The 15,834-nt window shown below is 63.8% G+C and carries 15 protein-coding genes; 4 read left to right on the forward strand and 11 right to left on the reverse strand.

What is annotated here, in order from left to right; genetic code table 11:
• Window positions 1-9: 9 nt before the first annotated feature.
• Window positions 10-1,413, forward strand: a complete 1,404-nt coding sequence (locus tag AC0L2Z_RS05480; RefSeq protein WP_473626995.1) for a cytochrome P450 — start codon at window positions 10-12, stop codon at window positions 1,411-1,413.
• Between the two features lie 110 nt (window positions 1,414-1,523).
• Here the strand turns inward: AC0L2Z_RS05480 and AC0L2Z_RS05485 are convergent, their stop codons facing one another.
• The 7 genes from AC0L2Z_RS05485 to AC0L2Z_RS05515 all read right to left on the reverse strand — a co-directional run bounded on the left by AC0L2Z_RS05485 (window position 1,524) and on the right by AC0L2Z_RS05515 (window position 7,742).
• Window positions 1,524-2,498 (reverse strand): complex I NDUFA9 subunit family protein, encoded by a 975-nt coding sequence (locus tag AC0L2Z_RS05485; protein ID WP_473626996.1) that lies wholly within the window; start codon window positions 2,496-2,498, stop codon window positions 1,524-1,526.
• 117 nt (window positions 2,499-2,615) lie between these two features.
• On the reverse strand, window positions 2,616-3,068 hold the full coding sequence (locus AC0L2Z_RS05490; RefSeq protein WP_473626998.1) for a DoxX family protein: 453 nt from the start codon (window positions 3,066-3,068) through the stop codon (window positions 2,616-2,618).
• 232 nt (window positions 3,069-3,300) lie between these two features.
• Complete coding sequence (locus AC0L2Z_RS05495) at window positions 3,301-4,302, reverse strand: Ldh family oxidoreductase (RefSeq protein WP_473626999.1); 1,002 nt, start codon at window positions 4,300-4,302, stop codon at window positions 3,301-3,303.
• A gap of 92 nt (window positions 4,303-4,394) precedes the next feature.
• Window positions 4,395-5,204, reverse strand: coding sequence for an ABC transporter permease (locus AC0L2Z_RS05500; protein ID WP_473627000.1), 810 nt, complete (start codon window positions 5,202-5,204; stop codon window positions 4,395-4,397).
• Complete coding sequence (locus AC0L2Z_RS05505) at window positions 5,204-5,926, reverse strand: ABC transporter permease (RefSeq protein WP_473521361.1); 723 nt, start codon at window positions 5,924-5,926, stop codon at window positions 5,204-5,206. The genes AC0L2Z_RS05500 and AC0L2Z_RS05505 overlap by 1 nt, the downstream gene beginning before the upstream one ends.
• A gap of 159 nt (window positions 5,927-6,085) precedes the next feature.
• The gene (locus AC0L2Z_RS05510) at window positions 6,086-6,880 is read right to left on the reverse strand and encodes a transporter substrate-binding domain-containing protein (RefSeq protein WP_128168366.1); all 795 of its coding nucleotides are present in this window, start codon (window positions 6,878-6,880) and stop codon (window positions 6,086-6,088) included.
• 49 nt (window positions 6,881-6,929) lie between these two features.
• Window positions 6,930-7,742, reverse strand: coding sequence for an ABC transporter ATP-binding protein (locus AC0L2Z_RS05515; protein ID WP_036261459.1), 813 nt, complete (start codon window positions 7,740-7,742; stop codon window positions 6,930-6,932).
• Window positions 7,743-7,960: 218 nt separating this feature from the next.
• Here AC0L2Z_RS05515 and AC0L2Z_RS05520 point away from each other — a divergent pair, with 218 nt between their 5' ends.
• The 3 genes from AC0L2Z_RS05520 to AC0L2Z_RS05530 all read left to right on the forward strand — a co-directional run bounded on the left by AC0L2Z_RS05520 (window position 7,961) and on the right by AC0L2Z_RS05530 (window position 11,257).
• A complete protein-coding gene (locus AC0L2Z_RS05520; protein ID WP_473627063.1) occupies window positions 7,961-8,809 on the forward strand; it encodes a dimethylarginine dimethylaminohydrolase family protein in 849 nt (282 codons plus the stop codon).
• Complete coding sequence (locus AC0L2Z_RS05525; RefSeq protein WP_473627002.1) at window positions 8,806-10,386, forward strand: 5-guanidino-2-oxopentanoate decarboxylase; 1,581 nt, start codon at window positions 8,806-8,808, stop codon at window positions 10,384-10,386. Before AC0L2Z_RS05520 ends, AC0L2Z_RS05525 begins: the two co-directional genes overlap by 4 nt.
• A gap of 163 nt (window positions 10,387-10,549) precedes the next feature.
• Window positions 10,550-11,257: an SDR family NAD(P)-dependent oxidoreductase gene (locus tag AC0L2Z_RS05530; RefSeq protein ID WP_473627003.1), complete on the forward strand. Its 708-nt coding sequence runs from the start codon at window positions 10,550-10,552 to the stop codon at window positions 11,255-11,257.
• Window positions 11,258-11,426: 169 nt separating this feature from the next.
• Here AC0L2Z_RS05530 and rpsA read toward each other — a convergent pair whose 3' ends face one another.
• From rpsA to aroA, 4 genes are all read right to left on the reverse strand, one after another.
• Window positions 11,427-13,124 carry a 30S ribosomal protein S1 gene (gene rpsA, locus AC0L2Z_RS05535; RefSeq protein ID WP_027151507.1) on the reverse strand — a complete coding sequence of 566 codons (1,698 nt, stop codon included), beginning with the start codon at window positions 13,122-13,124 and terminating at the stop codon, window positions 11,427-11,429.
• Window positions 13,125-13,328: 204 nt separating this feature from the next.
• Entirely contained in the window at window positions 13,329-13,994 is a 666-nt protein-coding gene (cmk, locus tag AC0L2Z_RS05540) for a (d)CMP kinase (protein ID WP_473627005.1), read from the reverse strand.
• 60 nt (window positions 13,995-14,054) lie between these two features.
• Window positions 14,055-14,414, reverse strand: a complete 360-nt coding sequence (locus tag AC0L2Z_RS05545; RefSeq protein WP_473507784.1) for a hypothetical protein — start codon at window positions 14,412-14,414, stop codon at window positions 14,055-14,057.
• 9 nt (window positions 14,415-14,423) lie between these two features.
• Window positions 14,424-15,782 carry a 3-phosphoshikimate 1-carboxyvinyltransferase gene (gene aroA, locus AC0L2Z_RS05550; RefSeq protein ID WP_473627007.1) on the reverse strand — a complete coding sequence of 453 codons (1,359 nt, stop codon included), beginning with the start codon at window positions 15,780-15,782 and terminating at the stop codon, window positions 14,424-14,426.
• Window positions 15,783-15,834: the final 52 nt, after the last annotated feature.

Below are 15,834 nucleotides of genomic sequence, written 5' to 3' on the forward strand. Positions count from 1 at the left end.
GAGCACGCCATGGACAGTCAGCCCGCCCCCTTTGTCCCGCCGGCGCCGAAGCCGCGCACGTCGCCCCCTTCGACGCTGGAGATGATCCGCATCGTCTATCGCAATCCGCTCGAACTGTGGGGCGAGCCGACCTACAACCAGCCTTGGATTTCGGTGACCGGCATCGGCGGGCCGCTGGTCATCGCCAACGATCCCGGCCTCATTCGCCACGTGCTGGTCGACAATGCCAAAAACTACAAGATGGCGACGGTTCGCCAGATGATCCTGCGGCCGATCCTGCGCGACGGCCTGCTGACCGCCGAGGGTGAGGTCTGGCGGCGTTCACGCAAGGCGATGGCGCCGGTGTTCACGCCGCGCCACATCTTCGGTTTTGCCGAGCCGATGCTGAGGCGTACGCGGGAGTTCGTCACCCGCTACGAGGGCGGCGGCACGTCGGACATCGCCCACGACATGACGCTGCTTACCTTTGACATCCTGGCCGAGACGCTGTTTTCCGGTGAGATATCGGGTGAGCCGGGCAGCTTCGCCAAGGAGATCGACCGGCTGTTCGAAACCATGGGCCGCGTCGATCCGCTCGACCTGTTGCGGGCGCCAGACTGGCTGCCGCGCCTGACCCGCATCCGCGGCCGCAAAACCATGGCCTACTTCCGCAAGATCGTCACCGACACCGTCAAGATGCGCGAAGAGCGGGTCAAGCACGATCCGGACAAGGTGCCGCAGGATTTCCTCACGCTTTTGCTCAAGGCGGAGGGACCGGACGGGCTGACGCGCGCCGAGGTCGAGGACAACATCATCACCTTCATCGGCGCCGGTCACGAGACCACGGCGCGTGCGCTCGGCTGGACGCTCTATTGCCTGGCCGAAGCGCCTTGGGAGCGCGAAAAGGTCGAGCGCGAGATCGACGCCGTGCTGGCGCGCGAGCCCGACCCGACAAAGTGGCTCGACGCCATGCCGTTCACCCGCGCCGCCTTCGACGAGGCGCTCAGGCTCTATCCGCCGGCGCCGTCGATCAACCGCGAGCCGATCGAGCCCGAAACCTGGAACGGCCTCTACATACCGAGGCGTGCCGCGGTGCTGGTCATGCCCTGGGTCGTCCACCGCCATCGCAAGTTGTGGGACAGGCCCGACGCCTTCATGCCCGAACGTTTCCATCCGGGAAATCGCGAGAAGATCGACCGTTTTCAGTATTTGCCGTTCGGCGCCGGTCCTCGCGTCTGCATCGGCGCCAGCTTTGCCATGCAGGAGGCGATCATCGCTCTGGCGATCATGCTGTCGCGCTTCCGCTTCGATACCACCGCCGAGACCAAACCCTGGCCGGTGCAGAAACTGACGACGCAACCACAGGGCGGCTTGCCGATGCAGGTCACGCGGCGCTTTAATGCATGTCGCGCAAAAGCATGCCCTCGGGCCTGACCCGAGGGTGTGCAGCGGTTTTGCGATAACGACATGCATGAGACAACAACCTAAAGCGCGTCGCATGAGGCCGGTCAAACGCGACGCGCTTTAGCGAGCCGCCTGATTGGCTATTCCGCCGTCTTGCGCTGGAACTGGCCGGCGGGCCGGTAGCGCCAGAGATAGCTCGGCAGGATGCTGCCGATCGACTGTGGCTGGATATCGAGACCGGCGAGCGTCCGGTTTTCCCTGATGGCCGCTTCCGAGACGATGTTGTCCCCGCGCAACTGCAGGACCTGATCCTTGGTCAGCAGCGGATTGGGCAAAAGCCCAAGGATCGATGCCTGCATGTTCGCCACCCACCACGGCACCGACACCAGGAGCCGCTTGCGGTCGATCATGGCGAGCATTTCCTGCATGCATTGCTTGAAGGTGAGCACCTGAGGTCCGCCAAGCTCGTAGATCCGGCCACCCTGGACTTTGCCGTCGACCGAGCGCGCCACCGCTTCGGCGACATCGCCGACATAGACCGGCTGGAATTTGGTCCGCCCGCCGCCGATCAGTGGCAGGACCGGCGAATAGCGCGCCATGCTGGCGAAGCGGTTGAAGAAGCTGTCCTCGGGGCCGAAATTGATCGAGGGCCGCAAGATGACCGCATCCTCGATCGTCTCCAGGACCGCTTTTTCACCGAGCGCCTTGGTGCGCGCATACTCGGATTGCGCGTTCAGATCGATGCCCAGCGCCGAGATATGGGTGAGCCCGGCGCCGACGGCGTGCGCCGCTTCGGCGACCGCGCGTGCGCCGAACTCGTGGACGGGCGTGAACTTCTGCCGGCCGCTCTCATGCAGGATGGCTACCAAATTGACGACATGGTCGGCGCCCTGCACGGCGCGGTCGACCGACCAGCGCACGCGAATATTGGCCTGCACCGGCTGGATCTGGCCGACATTGCCGAGCGGCTGCAGATGGCCGGCGAGATCGGGCCGGCGGCAGGCGACCCTGATGCGATAGCCACGCCGGGCCAGCGCCCGCACCACATGGCGGCCGACAAAGCCGGAGCCGCCGAACACGACGACGAGCTTTGGGGTCTGCAGGATTTCGGTCATGGCTGGCTCCGGCGCGCTTTCCAGATCTACTGGGCTTGGCTGAAGCCGTTCATAATCCGTTTCGCGCCGAAGGCAAAGGGCGATCCTTTGTCGCCGTTTGCCGCGGTGTCGGTTGGTTCAGAACGCCCTGCCGATGCGCGCGTCGACCGATTGGCGGTTGCCGCCGCGGATGACGAAGAAGAACAGTATCGCCGCCCACAGCAGCGATTTTTCGGCACCCGAAAAGCCCTCTCCCAAGGTGACCCAGTGGAACCAGACGGTGACCAGGAGCACGAACATTCCGGCGACGGCGGCCGGGCGGGTCAAGAAACCGATGGCGATGAAAATGCCGCCGAAGAACTCGGTGCAGGCCAGCAGCACCGACCAGAACGCGCCAGGATAGAAGCCGAGGCCTTCGACCATCTCAGCGGCGCCGAGCGGGTCGGTGATCTTGCCAGAGCCATGGATGGTGAGGAAGATGCCGGCCACGGCGCGCAGCATGGTTTCAGAGGTGGTGTTCAGCGCCGCATAGAGGCTGCCAAGGGCCGGAACGAAAAGATTGGTGCTGGGATTGTCGGTGCTTACGGCCATTGGGGTCCCTCTTTTGATGCTCCTCGCAAACAGCCGCCACCCCAGTCAAAGTCAAATGAACAAAAGTTGACCGGGAAATGCATGTTACTGGTCAGATGCGGAGAGCCCGGAAAAACCCAGCCGACGCGAGGGTTTCCGGCTGTTTCCGAAACGTGGTTCGACGAGGCAGCCTGGGCGTAACGGCAAGTACGCCCGCTGTCGCGCGATCAACTATCCGAAGGTGTGGACGTCTTCAGGAAGAATACCGGGCGGCGAATTCGGAGATGCGCTGCACCACGGCTTTCGGAGCCGTTATGCCCCGTGCCGCTGCCTTCTCCGCCGCTTCGGCCCGGGCACGGCCGGGGACATGCACGCCGTAGCGGCGGCGCAACCGGTCGAGTTGATCTTTCATGCGCTTCTCGAAATTTGGATCGAGCAGCTTGGGCTCGACGGCCAGCACGAAGAGGCCGGTTCCGGGACTGTCCGGTCCGTCGGTGAACCACGGCGCATCGAGCGACCAGTTGGCGCCCGACAGGCCCGCCGCCAGCACTTCGACCATCAGCGCGATGTTGGCGCCACGCTGGCCGCCGAATGCAAGCATCGCGCCTTTCATGGCGGCGGCGGGATCGGTGGTCGGGTTGCCGCTCGCGTCCAGTGCCCAGCCTTCTGGAATTTTCTTGCCGTCCTCGGCTGCCTTGCGGATGTTGACGAAGGCGGTGGCGCTCGATGACTGGTCGATCACCAGCGGCGCTCCGTCGGCGGCGGGCGCGGCGAAGGACATCGGGTTGGTGCAATAGACCGGCTTGACCGAGCCGGAGCCGGCAAGCACGGCCGGTCCATTGGTCGCGGCGAAGGACACCAGTCCCTGCGCGGCCAGCCGCCCGGTGAAATAGCCGAGCGCGCCGCATGTATAGGCGTTCTTCTGCGAAAAGATGGCTACGCCGAACAGGCGCGCCGCCTTGGCGAGATCGTCGATGGTGCGGTCGAAGCCGGTATGCGCCAGACCGCCGCGCGCGTCGGAGAGATAGATCGCCAAAGCCGGCCTGGTGATGACCGGCTCGGCCTTGCCATCGATGCGGCCGGCCTCCAGCGCTTCGAGATAGTCGATGAAATGCGACAGTCCGACCGTCGACAGACCTTCTGCCTCGGCCGCCACCACGGAGGCTGCAAGCGACTGCGCCGCTTCCTCATTGGCGCCGGCGCCGAGCGCCGCCATCCGGCACAGCCCTGTCGCCTGGTCGAGACTGAGTTGCATCTTTAGCTGCCCTGAAGCTCTAGCGAGTAGCGAATAGGGAGTAGAGGAAATCAGCGAACTATTCGCTATTCGCTACTCCTATTCGCTTCTCACTAACCAATTTTGTTCGGGATCCGCGCCTCGATCTTGCCGAGGGCGAAGACCAGGATGCCGGTGATCGCCATATAGATCAACGCCAGGAGCAGCAAGGGTTCATAGGTGAGGAAAGTGCTCTGCCGCACCTTTGACGAGACGGCGAATATGTCGATCACGCTGATTGTCGCCACCAGCGGCGTCGATTTCAGTTGCAGCACGGTTTCGCCGGTCAGCGTCGGCAGCGCCCGGTAGAAGGCTTGTGGCAGCCAGATCCGCCGCAGGATCTTCCAGCGGCTCATGCCGAAGGCGCGCGCCGCTTCCAACTGTCCTTTCGGCACGCCGGCCAAGGCACCCCGCATGACTTCCCCCTCGTAACCGGCGAAGGACAAGGTCAGCGCCAGGACGCCATAGGGCCATGCTTGCCTGAGATACGGCCACATCCAGGACTCGCGTACCCATGGGTACTGTGGAAACAGCGAGCCGAGCCCATAGTAGAGCAGCCAGAGCTGCAGCAGCAGGGGCGTTCCCCTGATGACGGTGCAGAAGGCCTTTGCAGGCGCCGCGAGCCAGAACGGGCCGGCAGCCTGCGCCAATCCGAGCGGCACGGCGAGCAGGAAGCCCAGTGTGCAGGTGACGGCGAGAATCCAGAGCGTGCGCCAGAGGCCGACAAGCGCCATTTCGTAATATTGCGGCAGCCAGTCCCAGCGCATGAAAAAAGCGGCCGCGAAAACCAGCGCCAGTCCAGTCACAATCAGCACGATGCGGTGCGGCTGCAACCACAGCGACGCGCGGGCGGCTACGTTGACGATGGTCGTTTCGACAGCCATCAACGCGCCTCCTTGAGCGAGGGCATGCCGCGCCGAGCCCAGACCTCGATGCGGCCGATGATCAGATTGGAGACCAGCGTCAACAGAAGATAGATCACGCCCGCGGCGAGGAAGAAGGTAAGATAGGCTTTGGTTACGCCCGCCGCTTGCCGCGTCGCCAATGTCAGTTCGAAGAAGCCGACGACCGCCAGCAGGGCGGTGTCCTTGGTGGCGATCAGCCAGAGATTGGCAAGGCCCGGTATGGCGAAAGGCAGCATCGCCGGCAGCGTGATGCGTCGCAGCAGCAGGCCGGGAGACATGCCATAGGCGCGCGCGGCTTCGATCTGTCCCTGCGGGATGGCAAGGATCGCGCCGCGCATCACCTCTGTCGAATAAGCGCCCTGGACGAAGCCGAGCACGGCAATGCCGGCCACCAGCCCGCTGATATCGATGCGCTGATATCCCATTGCCGTCAGCAACTGGTTGATCAAATCGGTGCCGGCATAATAGAGCAGCAGGATCAGCACTAGCTCCGGCACGGCGCGGACGATCGTCGTATAGACTGCCAGCAGATCGCGCACCACAGGCCCGCCATAGAGCTTGCCATACGCACCGCAAATGCCGATGACGAGGCCGAGACCGAACGCACCGGCAGCGATCTCGACCGAGTGGAGCAGTCCGACCAGAAGCGTTGCGCCCCAACCGGGTGGCGTCGGCGAAAGCAGTTCGATGATGCGGGCCACAGAGGCCGGAAGAAATGCGTCGATCAGCGTCGCCCCCGAATTGCTGGCGCCAAAACCACCGGCGATGCCGTCAGCGGAAAGCTTGCGTAGGTAGAGTTCGACGAAGCCACACGGCGCGCTGTCTGCGCCGCGTGGTTGTTCGCTCGGGGATGCACGCCGTCAATTCGACTGTGGGTCGGCGCCATAGATGTCGAAATCGAAGTATTTCTTCGAAATCTCGTCATATTTGCCGTTGGCGCGGATCGCCTTGATGCCGGCGTTGATCTTCTCCTTCAACTCCGTGTCCTCCTTGCGGACACCGGCGCCGACGCCGGGCCCGAGGATCGCCAGATCCGGCGCGACCGTGCCCTTCAGATCGCAGCATTGCTTGCCCTGATCCGATTTCAGGAAGGCATCGAGCGCGATGGAATCGGCCTGCACGGCATCGACACGGCCGGCGGCAAGATCCTGATTGGCTTCGTCCTGGGTCTGATATTCCTTGATTTCCGCGGCTTCGGTGAAGTGCTTCTTGACGTAGTCGGCATGCACGGTCGAAACTTGCACGCCGATGATCTTGCCCTTGAGATCTTCCGGGGTAGCGCCGAACTTCTGGTCCTTCGGTCCGATGATAGCTGTCGGGGTGTTGTAATATTTGTCGGAGAAGTCGATCGTCTTCTTGCGCTCGTCGGTGATCGACATGGAACTGGCGATGACGTCGATCTTCTTGGTCGTCAGCGCCGGGATGATTCCGTCCCAGGCGACGGGGGTGATGACGCAATCGAGTTTCTGCTCGGCGCAGACCGCGTCGATGAATTCGATCTCCCAGCCAACCCATTTGCCGGAAGCATCCGGCGAGGTGAACGGCGGATAGGGTTCGGCAGCGACGCCGATCTTGACCGGCTCGGCCTTTGCCATGCTCATCGCGGCGACACCGAGCAGAAGTGCTGCGGCAAATGTTTTCAGAACGGTCTTCATGCCAAAAACTCCCAGTTTGTTGTTGTTCCCGTTGTTCGTCCGCCTCGGCTTAACCGATGTTGCGGATGAATTGCTTCAGCCTTTCGGATTTCGGTGCGCCGAAGATCTGCTCCGGCGGCCCTTCTTCCTCGACCAGTCCGTTGTAGAGGTAGACGACATGCGTCGCGACCTCGCGGGCGAACTTCATCTCATGGGTGACCAGCACCATGGTGCGGCCTTCGCGTGCCAGGTCGCCGATCACCTTCAGCACCTCGCCGATCAGTTCCGGGTCGAGCGCCGAGGTCGGCTCGTCGAACAGCATGACGCGCGGATTGATGGCCAGCGCCCGGGCGATGGCCGCACGCTGCTGCTGGCCGCCTGACAGATAGGCCGGATAGACATCGCGCTTTTCGGCCAGGCCGACGCGGGCAAGCAGCTTTTCCGCCTCGGCGATGGCCACATCGCGCTTGACGCCCAGAACATGCACCGGAACCTCGATGACGTTCTCGATCAGCGTCATGTGGCTCCACAGATTGAAATTCTGGAAAACCATGCCGAGCTTGGAGCGGATGCGCTCGATCTGCTTGCGGTCGGCGGGAACGGTGTGGCCGTGACTGTCGGCCTTCATCCGGATCTCCTCGCCATTGACGCGAACGATCCCGCTGGTCGGGTTCTCCAAGCAATTGATGCAGCGCAGCAGGGTCGATTTTCCCGAGCCGCTGCCGCCAATGATAGCGATGACCTCGCCGTCGCGCGCCGACAGCGAAACGCCTTTCAGCACATGCAGTTCGCCGAATCGTTTATGCAGGTTCTCGACATGGATGGCTTCGGCGGCGTCGTTCTGCGCCGTGTACTTCAGGGCGGGGGCGGTGCCTTGCGCTATCACCTTTGCGGTGCCTCACGAAATGGCCAGACCCGTCGCTGCTGGAATTTTTTACCCATTACCATCACTGGACAGACTTCTCATTCTCAAGATGTACCGTTCCGCTTGCCTCCGTCAACCATGCTTTTTGGACCATTGATCACTGCTCGCTGAGTGGCTATTGGCTGGATGGGATGGTTCAGGAGCACTTGGTGGGTAAAGCATACGGGTCGCAGTCCATGGCCGGGCCCCTGCAGCGCGTGCTGATGCGGTCCGCCGCAAGCGCCATGGCCCGCGCCAAAACATCGGAATGGCACTATGGTGCGGGCTTCGATCCTCAAAAGGCCGCCGCCCAGCATGAGGCGCTGACGACGCTGGTTCTTGCGTCCGGCGCCGCGATCGAATGGCTGACCGAAGCCGATGACGGGCTTGCCGATTCGGTCTTCACGCATGATCCATCGTTGATGACCGACCACGGCGCCATCATCCTCGCCATGGGCAAGGCGCTGCGCCGTGCCGAGCCCGGCCTGCACGAGGCGGCCTACAAGCGCATGGGCGTACCAATCCTCGGCCGCATCGAGCCTCCCGGACAGGTCGAGGGCGGTGATTGCGTCTGGGTGGATTCAGGGACCCTGGCCGTCGGCCGCGGTGTGCGCACCAACCAGGACGGCATCCAGCAACTCGCCAACCTGCTCACCCCCAAGGGTATCCAGGTCTATGGCTACGACCTGCCGCTCTGGCATGGCGAGGACGCCTGCCTGCATCTGATGTCGGTGATCAGTCCGCTCGCCGACGATCTGGCGCTGGTCTATGCACCGCTTTTGCCGGCTGCCTTCTACCAGATGCTGCGGGCGCGAGGCATTCGCCTGGTCGAAGGCGACGCCGGGGAATTCTTCGCCTCCAACGGCCTCAGCCTGAATGTGCTGCCGACCGCGCCGCGCGAGGTGATCGCCGTTGCCGGCTTCCCGAAGACGGCGGCGGCCATGGCGGCCGCCGGCTGCAGGGTTTCAACCTTCGAGGCGGACGCGCTGTGCATCGCCTGCGAGGGCGGACCGACCTGCCTCACACGTCCGGTGCTCAGGCAATGACGACAGTCGGCGAAGCGCTCATCACTTTGCTCGAAGCCCATGATGTCGACACGGTTTTCGGCATTCCGGGTGTGCATACGGTCGAACTCTATCGCGGCTTGGCGCGCTCGAAGATTCGCCACGTCACGCCGCGTCATGAACAGGGCGCCGGCTTCATGGCCGACGGCTATGCGCGCGCCGGCGGCAAGCCCGGCATCGCCCTCGTCATCACCGGACCGGGGCTGACCAACACCATCACCGCCATGGGCCAGGCCCGTGCCGATTCGGTTCCGATGCTGGTGATCTCGGGCGTCAACGCCACGCCGACACTGGGCAAGGGCCTTGGCCATCTGCACGAACTGCCCGACCAGCGCGGCATGATGGAAAAGGTCGCGCTGTTTTCGCACCGTGTCACCGACGCCGACGAACTGCCGGGCGTTCTTGCCCGCGCCTTCGCCCTGTTTTCGTCGTCGCGTCCGGGCCCGGTGCACATCGAGATCCCGACCGATATCATGGTCAAGCCGGCCGGCGGCATCGCCGCTTTGCTGACGAATGTCGCGCCGCCCGAGCCGAATCCGGCTGATATAGCAGAGGCGGCAAAACTTTGCGCGGCTGCCCGCCGCCCGCTGGTCCTTGCCGGCGGCGGCGCCAAGAGAGCCGAAGCGCCGTTACAGCGCCTTGCCGAAAGGCTGGGAGCGCCGGTTGTCCAGACGGCCAATGCCCGCGGCCTGCTGCACCGCCATCCGCTCGGCGTGCCGGCCAGCCCCAGTCTGAAGGCGGTGCGTGCATTGATGGCCGAGGCCGATCTGGTCATTGCCGCCGGCACCGAATTCGGCCCGACCGACTACGACGGATATAGCGACGGTGGCTTTGTCCTGCCGTCCAATCTGATCCGCATCGACATCGGCGCCGACCAGCTTGCCCGCCGGCCCGCCCGGATTTCGATCCATGCCGATTGCGGCGCAGCACTCGAGGCGCTGCTTGTCGAGATTGGTACGGACCAGCCGCCATCGGGCGACGGCCAGTCTCGCGCCGCTGCGACAAGGCAAGCAGCCTTTGCCGAAATGGCTCCGGCCCTCCAGGCGCAAACCCGCGCCGTCGAGATGATCCGCGATGCATTGCCGGGCTCGATCATCGTCGGCGATTCGACCCAGCCGGTCTATGCCGCCAACCTCTATTACGATCACGACCGTCCAGGCGGCTGGTTCAACGCCGCCACCGGCTTCGGCGCGCTGGGCTATGGTCCGCCGGCGGCGATCGGCGCAGCCCTTGCCGTGCCTGATGCGCCGGTCGTCTGTCTCACCGGCGACGGTGGTTTCCAGTTCACGCTGCCCGAGCTTGGCGCCGCACTCGACGCTGCGGCTCCGGTGATCTTCGTCGTCTGGAACAATCTCGGCTATCGCGAAATCGAAACCTCGATGCTCGATGTCGGCGTCGAGCCGGTCGGCGTCTCGCCGGCGCCGCCTGATTTCTGCAAGCTGGCCGAAGCTTACGGCATTGCCGCCGAGCGGCTCGCCAGCATCGGTCACCTGGCAGACGCACTCAAGCGCGCGCGTGCGACCGGACTGCCTTATGTCATCGAGATCACTGTCGATTGAGTGCTGTGGCAGCGTCTTGGGGATGCGATCCTCGACTGATGGCCGCCGGCTTGAAGCGCGCAAACGACGCCCCGTCATCGAGATTTCGGTTGAGTGATCGCGCGAAAGGCGCGACCTTCGGCTGCGGCGGGCAGCGGCATATGAGTGACTGGAGCGGTCGAAGATGACGGATAAATTGGACGGCAGGCATGTTGTGGTGACCGGCGGCACCGGGGCGCTCGGTGGCGCGGTTGTCGGCAAACTGCTGGAGCAGGGCGCGGTCTGCCATGTGCCCAATGCCCATGCCGCCGCGCCCGCGCATTTTCCCTTCCCGGCACATGAGCGCGTCAGGCTGGCGCACAATGTCGATCTCGCCGACCCCGCCAAGGTCGATGCGTTCTACGCCAGTGTTACCGACTTGTGGGCCTCCATCCACCTGGCCGGCGGCTTCACCGCCGCGCCGGTCGAGAAGATCGAGCCCGCGTCCTTTGCCGAAATGATGGACACCAACGCCCGCACCACCTTCCTGTGCTGCCGCGCGGCGATCCGCTCGATGCTGGAATCTTCCGTATCGGGCCGCATCGTCAATGTCACGGCCCGCGCCGGGCTCGACCTGCGGCGCGGTTCCGGCATGGTCGCCTATGCCGCCAGCAAGGCGGCCGTTGCGGCAATGACGGTGGCGATGGCGGAAGAACTCAAGGGCAAGGGCATCCTGGTCAACGCGGTCGCGCCCTCGACCCTCGACACGCCGGCCACCCGGGCTGACATGCCGGCCGCCGATTTCGGCAAATGGGTCAGCCTCGAAGCGGCGGCGGAGGCCATCACCTATCTCGCTTCGCCGGCCAATCTGGCGATGAGCGGCACACTGGTGCCGCTTTACGGCAGGGCCTGATCCCTCTTTCTGCTTGAGCGCGGATTTTGCGCAAAATCGCGTCCATCCCCGGCAGGTCCGAGGGGCAGGCTTTTGGGTCCGATGCTTGACCATGGTCAAACAAAAACCCCGCCGGATCGCTCCGGCGGGGTTTGTTTGCTGGCCGCGCGAGAGGCGCGGCGTTGTAGAGTTAGCTGCCCTGCTTCTTCAGCGCGGCACCCAGGATGTCGCCCAGCGAAGCGCCGGAGTCGGTCGAGCCGTACTGGGCAACCGCTTCCTTCTCTTCGGCGATTTCCAGCGCCTTGATCGAGACCTGCAGCTTGCGGGTCTTCTTGTCGAAGGCGATGACGCGGGCATCAACTTTCTGGCCGACCGTAAAGCGCTCGGGGCGCTGCTCGTCGCGGTCACGGCTGAGGTCGGAGCGCTTGATGAAGGTCTCGATGCCGCTGTCGACCAGCCGCACTTCCAGGCCGCCATCCTTGACGCCGGTAACCTCGCAGGTGACGACCGCGTTCTTGCGCAGTTCGCCCGAAGTCGCCGCCTCGCCGGCCGTATCCTTGGCCAGCTGCTTGATGCCGAGCGAGATGCGCTCCTTGTCGATGTCGACGTCGAGCACCTGCGCCTTGACGATGTCGCCGCGATTGTACTCCTCGATCACCTGCTCGCCCGGACGGGTCCAGTCGAGGTCGGAAAGATGGACCATGCCGTCGACATCGCCTTCGAGGCCGATGAACAGGCCGAACTCGGTCTTGTTCTTGACCTCGCCCTCGACCTGGCTGCCGACCGGATGGCTGCTGGCGAAAGCCTGCCACGGGTTCTCGAGCGTCTGCTTGAGGCCGAGCGAGATGCGGCGCTTGGCCGGATCGACCTCGAGCACCACCACGTCGACTTCCTGCGTCGTCGACAGGATCTTGCCAGGATGTACATTCTTCTTCGTCCACGACATTTCCGAAACGTGGATGAGACCCTCGATGCCCGGCTCCAGCTCGACGAACGCGCCGTAGTCGGTGATGTTGGTGACGGTGCCCTTGATCTTCTTGCCGATCGGGAATTTCGTTCCGATCTCGGACCACGGATCGCTCTCGAGCTGCTTCATGCCGAGCGAGATGCGGTGGGTTTCCTGGTTGATGCGGATGATCTGCACCTTGACCGTCTGGCCGATGTTGAGGATTTCGGTCGGATGGTTGACGCGGCGCCATGCCATATCGGTGACATGCAACAGGCCGTCGATGCCGCCGAGGTCGACGAACGCACCATAGTCGGTGATGTTCTTGACGACGCCTTCGACCACCTGGCCCTCTTCGAGGTTCTGCACGATTTCCGAACGCTGTTCGGCGCGGCTCTCCTCGAGCACGGTGCGGCGCGACACCACGATGTTGCCGCGGCGGCGATCCATCTTGAGGATCTCGAAAGGCTGCGGATTGTGCATCAGCGGCGAGACGTCGCGGATCGGACGGATGTCGACCTGGCTGCGCGGCAGGAAGGCCACGGCGCCGTCGAGATCGACGGTGAAGCCGCCCTTGACCTGGTTGAAGATGACGCCTTCGACGCGCTCGCCCTTGGTGAACTTCTCTTCGAGGCGGACCCAGCTCTCTTCGCGGCGGGCCTTCTCACGCGAAAGCATCGCTTCGCCAAGCGCGTTCTCGATGCGCTCGACATAGACCTCGACTGTGTCGCCGACCTTAAGCGTCGAATCCTTGCCCTTGACGCCGAATTCCTTCAGCGGCACGCGACCTTCGACCTTGAGGCCGACGTCGATGATTGCCATGTCCTTTTCGATCGCAGTGATCGTGCCCTTGACGACTTGGCCTTCGCCGGAATGGCCGGCGGAAAAAGATTCTTCGAGCAGGCTCGCGAAATCATCGCGAGTGGGATTTGCAACTGACATAGTTTCTCCTGGAATGCCCCGCATCTCAAGCGGGGCGGGCGCCGTGGGTTAGCGTTGCGTTGGCCTGCCGGCGTTCCGGGCCTCAAAAAAGCCCTTGGCCGCCTAAGCGGCAATTCCGGCGCATGAAGAATGCTGGCAGGCTGGTTCGTGCCCGATATGGGTATCTTTTCGCCGCCGGCAATCGGCAACAGCAGGAAACCCGGCTCAGGCTTTGTTTCTCTTGGCCAGAACGTCGTCGATGATCGCCTTGGCCGCCAGGAACGCGGCTTCTATAGCCATTTCCGACGTGTCGAGCAAGTGCGCGTCGGCGGCCGGCTTCAGCGGCGAGTCGGCGCGACCCATGTCGCGCTCGTCGCGGCGCAGGATATCGGCGAGGATATCGTCGAAATCGGCGGTGCCGCCGATGCTCTCGATCTCGGCCAGCCTGCGTTGTGCCCGCACCTCGGCGCTCGCCGTCACATAGAGTTTTATGTCGGCGTCGGGACAGACCACGGTGCCGATGTCGCGGCCGTCGAGCACGGCGCCCGGCGGCGCCTTGGCGAATTCGCGCTGCTTTTCGACCAGTATGCGCCGCACCGAAGGGATGACAGCCACTTTCGAAGCCGCTTCGCCGACCGCATGCGCCGTCAGCACCGACCGGTCGAGCTTGGCCAGGTCGACCTGCCGGGCAGCGGTCTCGGCGGCCGAGACATTGTCGAGCGGCAGGCCGAGCCGAAGCAGCGCATGCGCCATTGCGCGATAGGTGAGGCCGGTGTCGAGCAGGTTCAGCCGGTAATGGTCGGCCAGTCGGCGGGCAAGGGTGCCTTTGCCCGCGCCTGCTGGGCCGTCGATGGCGATGGTGAAGCCAGCTTTATCAGTGATTGAGCTCATACGTGCCGCTTCAAACGGAGGAAGGTCGTTAAATCAAGAACCAATCATACGGGTTCAACGTCAAAGTCCGGAAGACCGCCGTCCGGTCCAATATCCGGCCAAGAATCCAACGGGAATTCCTATCAGAAGCGGTACGGAAATGGGAAACGTGGCGATCGCGACGAATGTGATCCCGGCAGCCAGCTTAAAAACGAAGTTCGAAACATATGGCATGAGAGCGCCGCTAACGTCTGGAAAAAAATGCGCCGTTGTCGCCAGCAAGATGAAGAGGACGATCCAAAACGGGAAAAAAAGAAACCCGATCAGGCTAATCGCACCTGGCTTCCTGTCGGAATATCCCAGATCGAAACCTGACTGCGCCGCCACGCGCCCGACCAATGCCGTCAAAACCAAACCGCCGACGAGCAACGTCCAAAACATTCGCAGACCTTAGCTGATCTCCGCCCCCAGGCCCTTCATAAGCCCCATGAACTCCGGAAAGCTGGTCGCGATCATCGCCTGGTCGTCGATGGTGACAGGCTTTTTCGTTGCCAGTCCCATGACGAGAAAGCTCATGGCAATGCGGTGGTCGAGATGGGTCTGGACGATGGTGCTCTTTCCGTTCGGATGTTGGCCAAGCCCCTTGCCGCCGGGTTTTCCACGCACCGCCAGTGTGGCTTCGCCCTCGGTACAGTCGACACCATTGAGCTTCAGCCCTTCGGCGACCGCCGACAGCCGGTCCGATTCCTTCACCCGCAGCTCTTCCAGTCCCTGCATCAGCGTCTCGCCCTCGGCAAAGCTCGCCGCGACAGCAAGCACCGGATACTCATCGATCATCGTCGGCGCCCGTTCGGGCGGCACGGTGACGCCCTTCAGCTCGGAGTAGCGCACCCGCAGATCGGCGACATCCTCGCCGCCTTCATTGCGCGGCTCGAGAACGTCGATCCGGGCGCCCATTTCCTGTAGCGTCAACAAAAGACCGGTGCGGGTCGGGTTCATCAGCACGTTTTCGATTGTAATGTCCGAGCCCGGCACGATCAGCGCCGCCACCAGCGGGAATCCGGCCGATGACGGGTCGCCCGGCACAGCGATTGTCTGGCCGGTGAGCTTGCCCTGGCCCTCGATGAAGATGTGGCGCACGCCGCGCTCGTCGGTCTCGACCGACAGATTGGCGCCGAATCCCTGCAGCATCTTTTCGGTGTGGTCGCGCGTCATCACCGGCTCGATGACGGTGGTGATGCCGGGCGTGTTCAGCCCGGCGAGCAGCACCGCCGACTTCACCTGGGCCGAGGCCATCGGCACGCGGTAGGTGATCGGCGCGGCGTGTTTGGGGCCGCGCAGCGTGATCGGCATGCGGTCGCCGGGCGTCGCCTTCAGCACCTGCACGCCCATCTGGCGCAGCGGCTCGAGCACGCGGCCCATCGGCCGGCCGGACAGCGAGGCGTCGCCGATGAAGGTCGTCTCCATGTCGTAGGTCCCGACCAGGCCCATGGTGAGGCGCGAGCCGGTGCCGGCGTTGCCGAAATCGAGCGGGCCTTCCGGCTGCAGCAGCGCGCCGTTGCCGGTGCCGTGGATCACCCATTCAGCGCCGCGCTTCTCTATATGCGCGCCCATTGCCTTCATCGCGGCGCCCGTGCGCATCACGTCCTCGCCTTCCAGCAGGCCGGTGATGCGGGTTTCGCCGGAGGCGAGGCCGCCGAACATGAACGAGCGGTGCGAGATCGACTTGTCGCCGGGCACCCGTGCTGTGCCTGAAAGCGCTGGCGATTTGCGGGCGGTGGCCGGTTTCGGGGCGGCAGTATGCGACATGGGTTTTCCTTGGGTGAAAAACGCCGGTGGCTGGCCTTTTTCTTCTGGTTTG

This window comes from Mesorhizobium sp. WSM4850 (assembly GCF_055811735.1).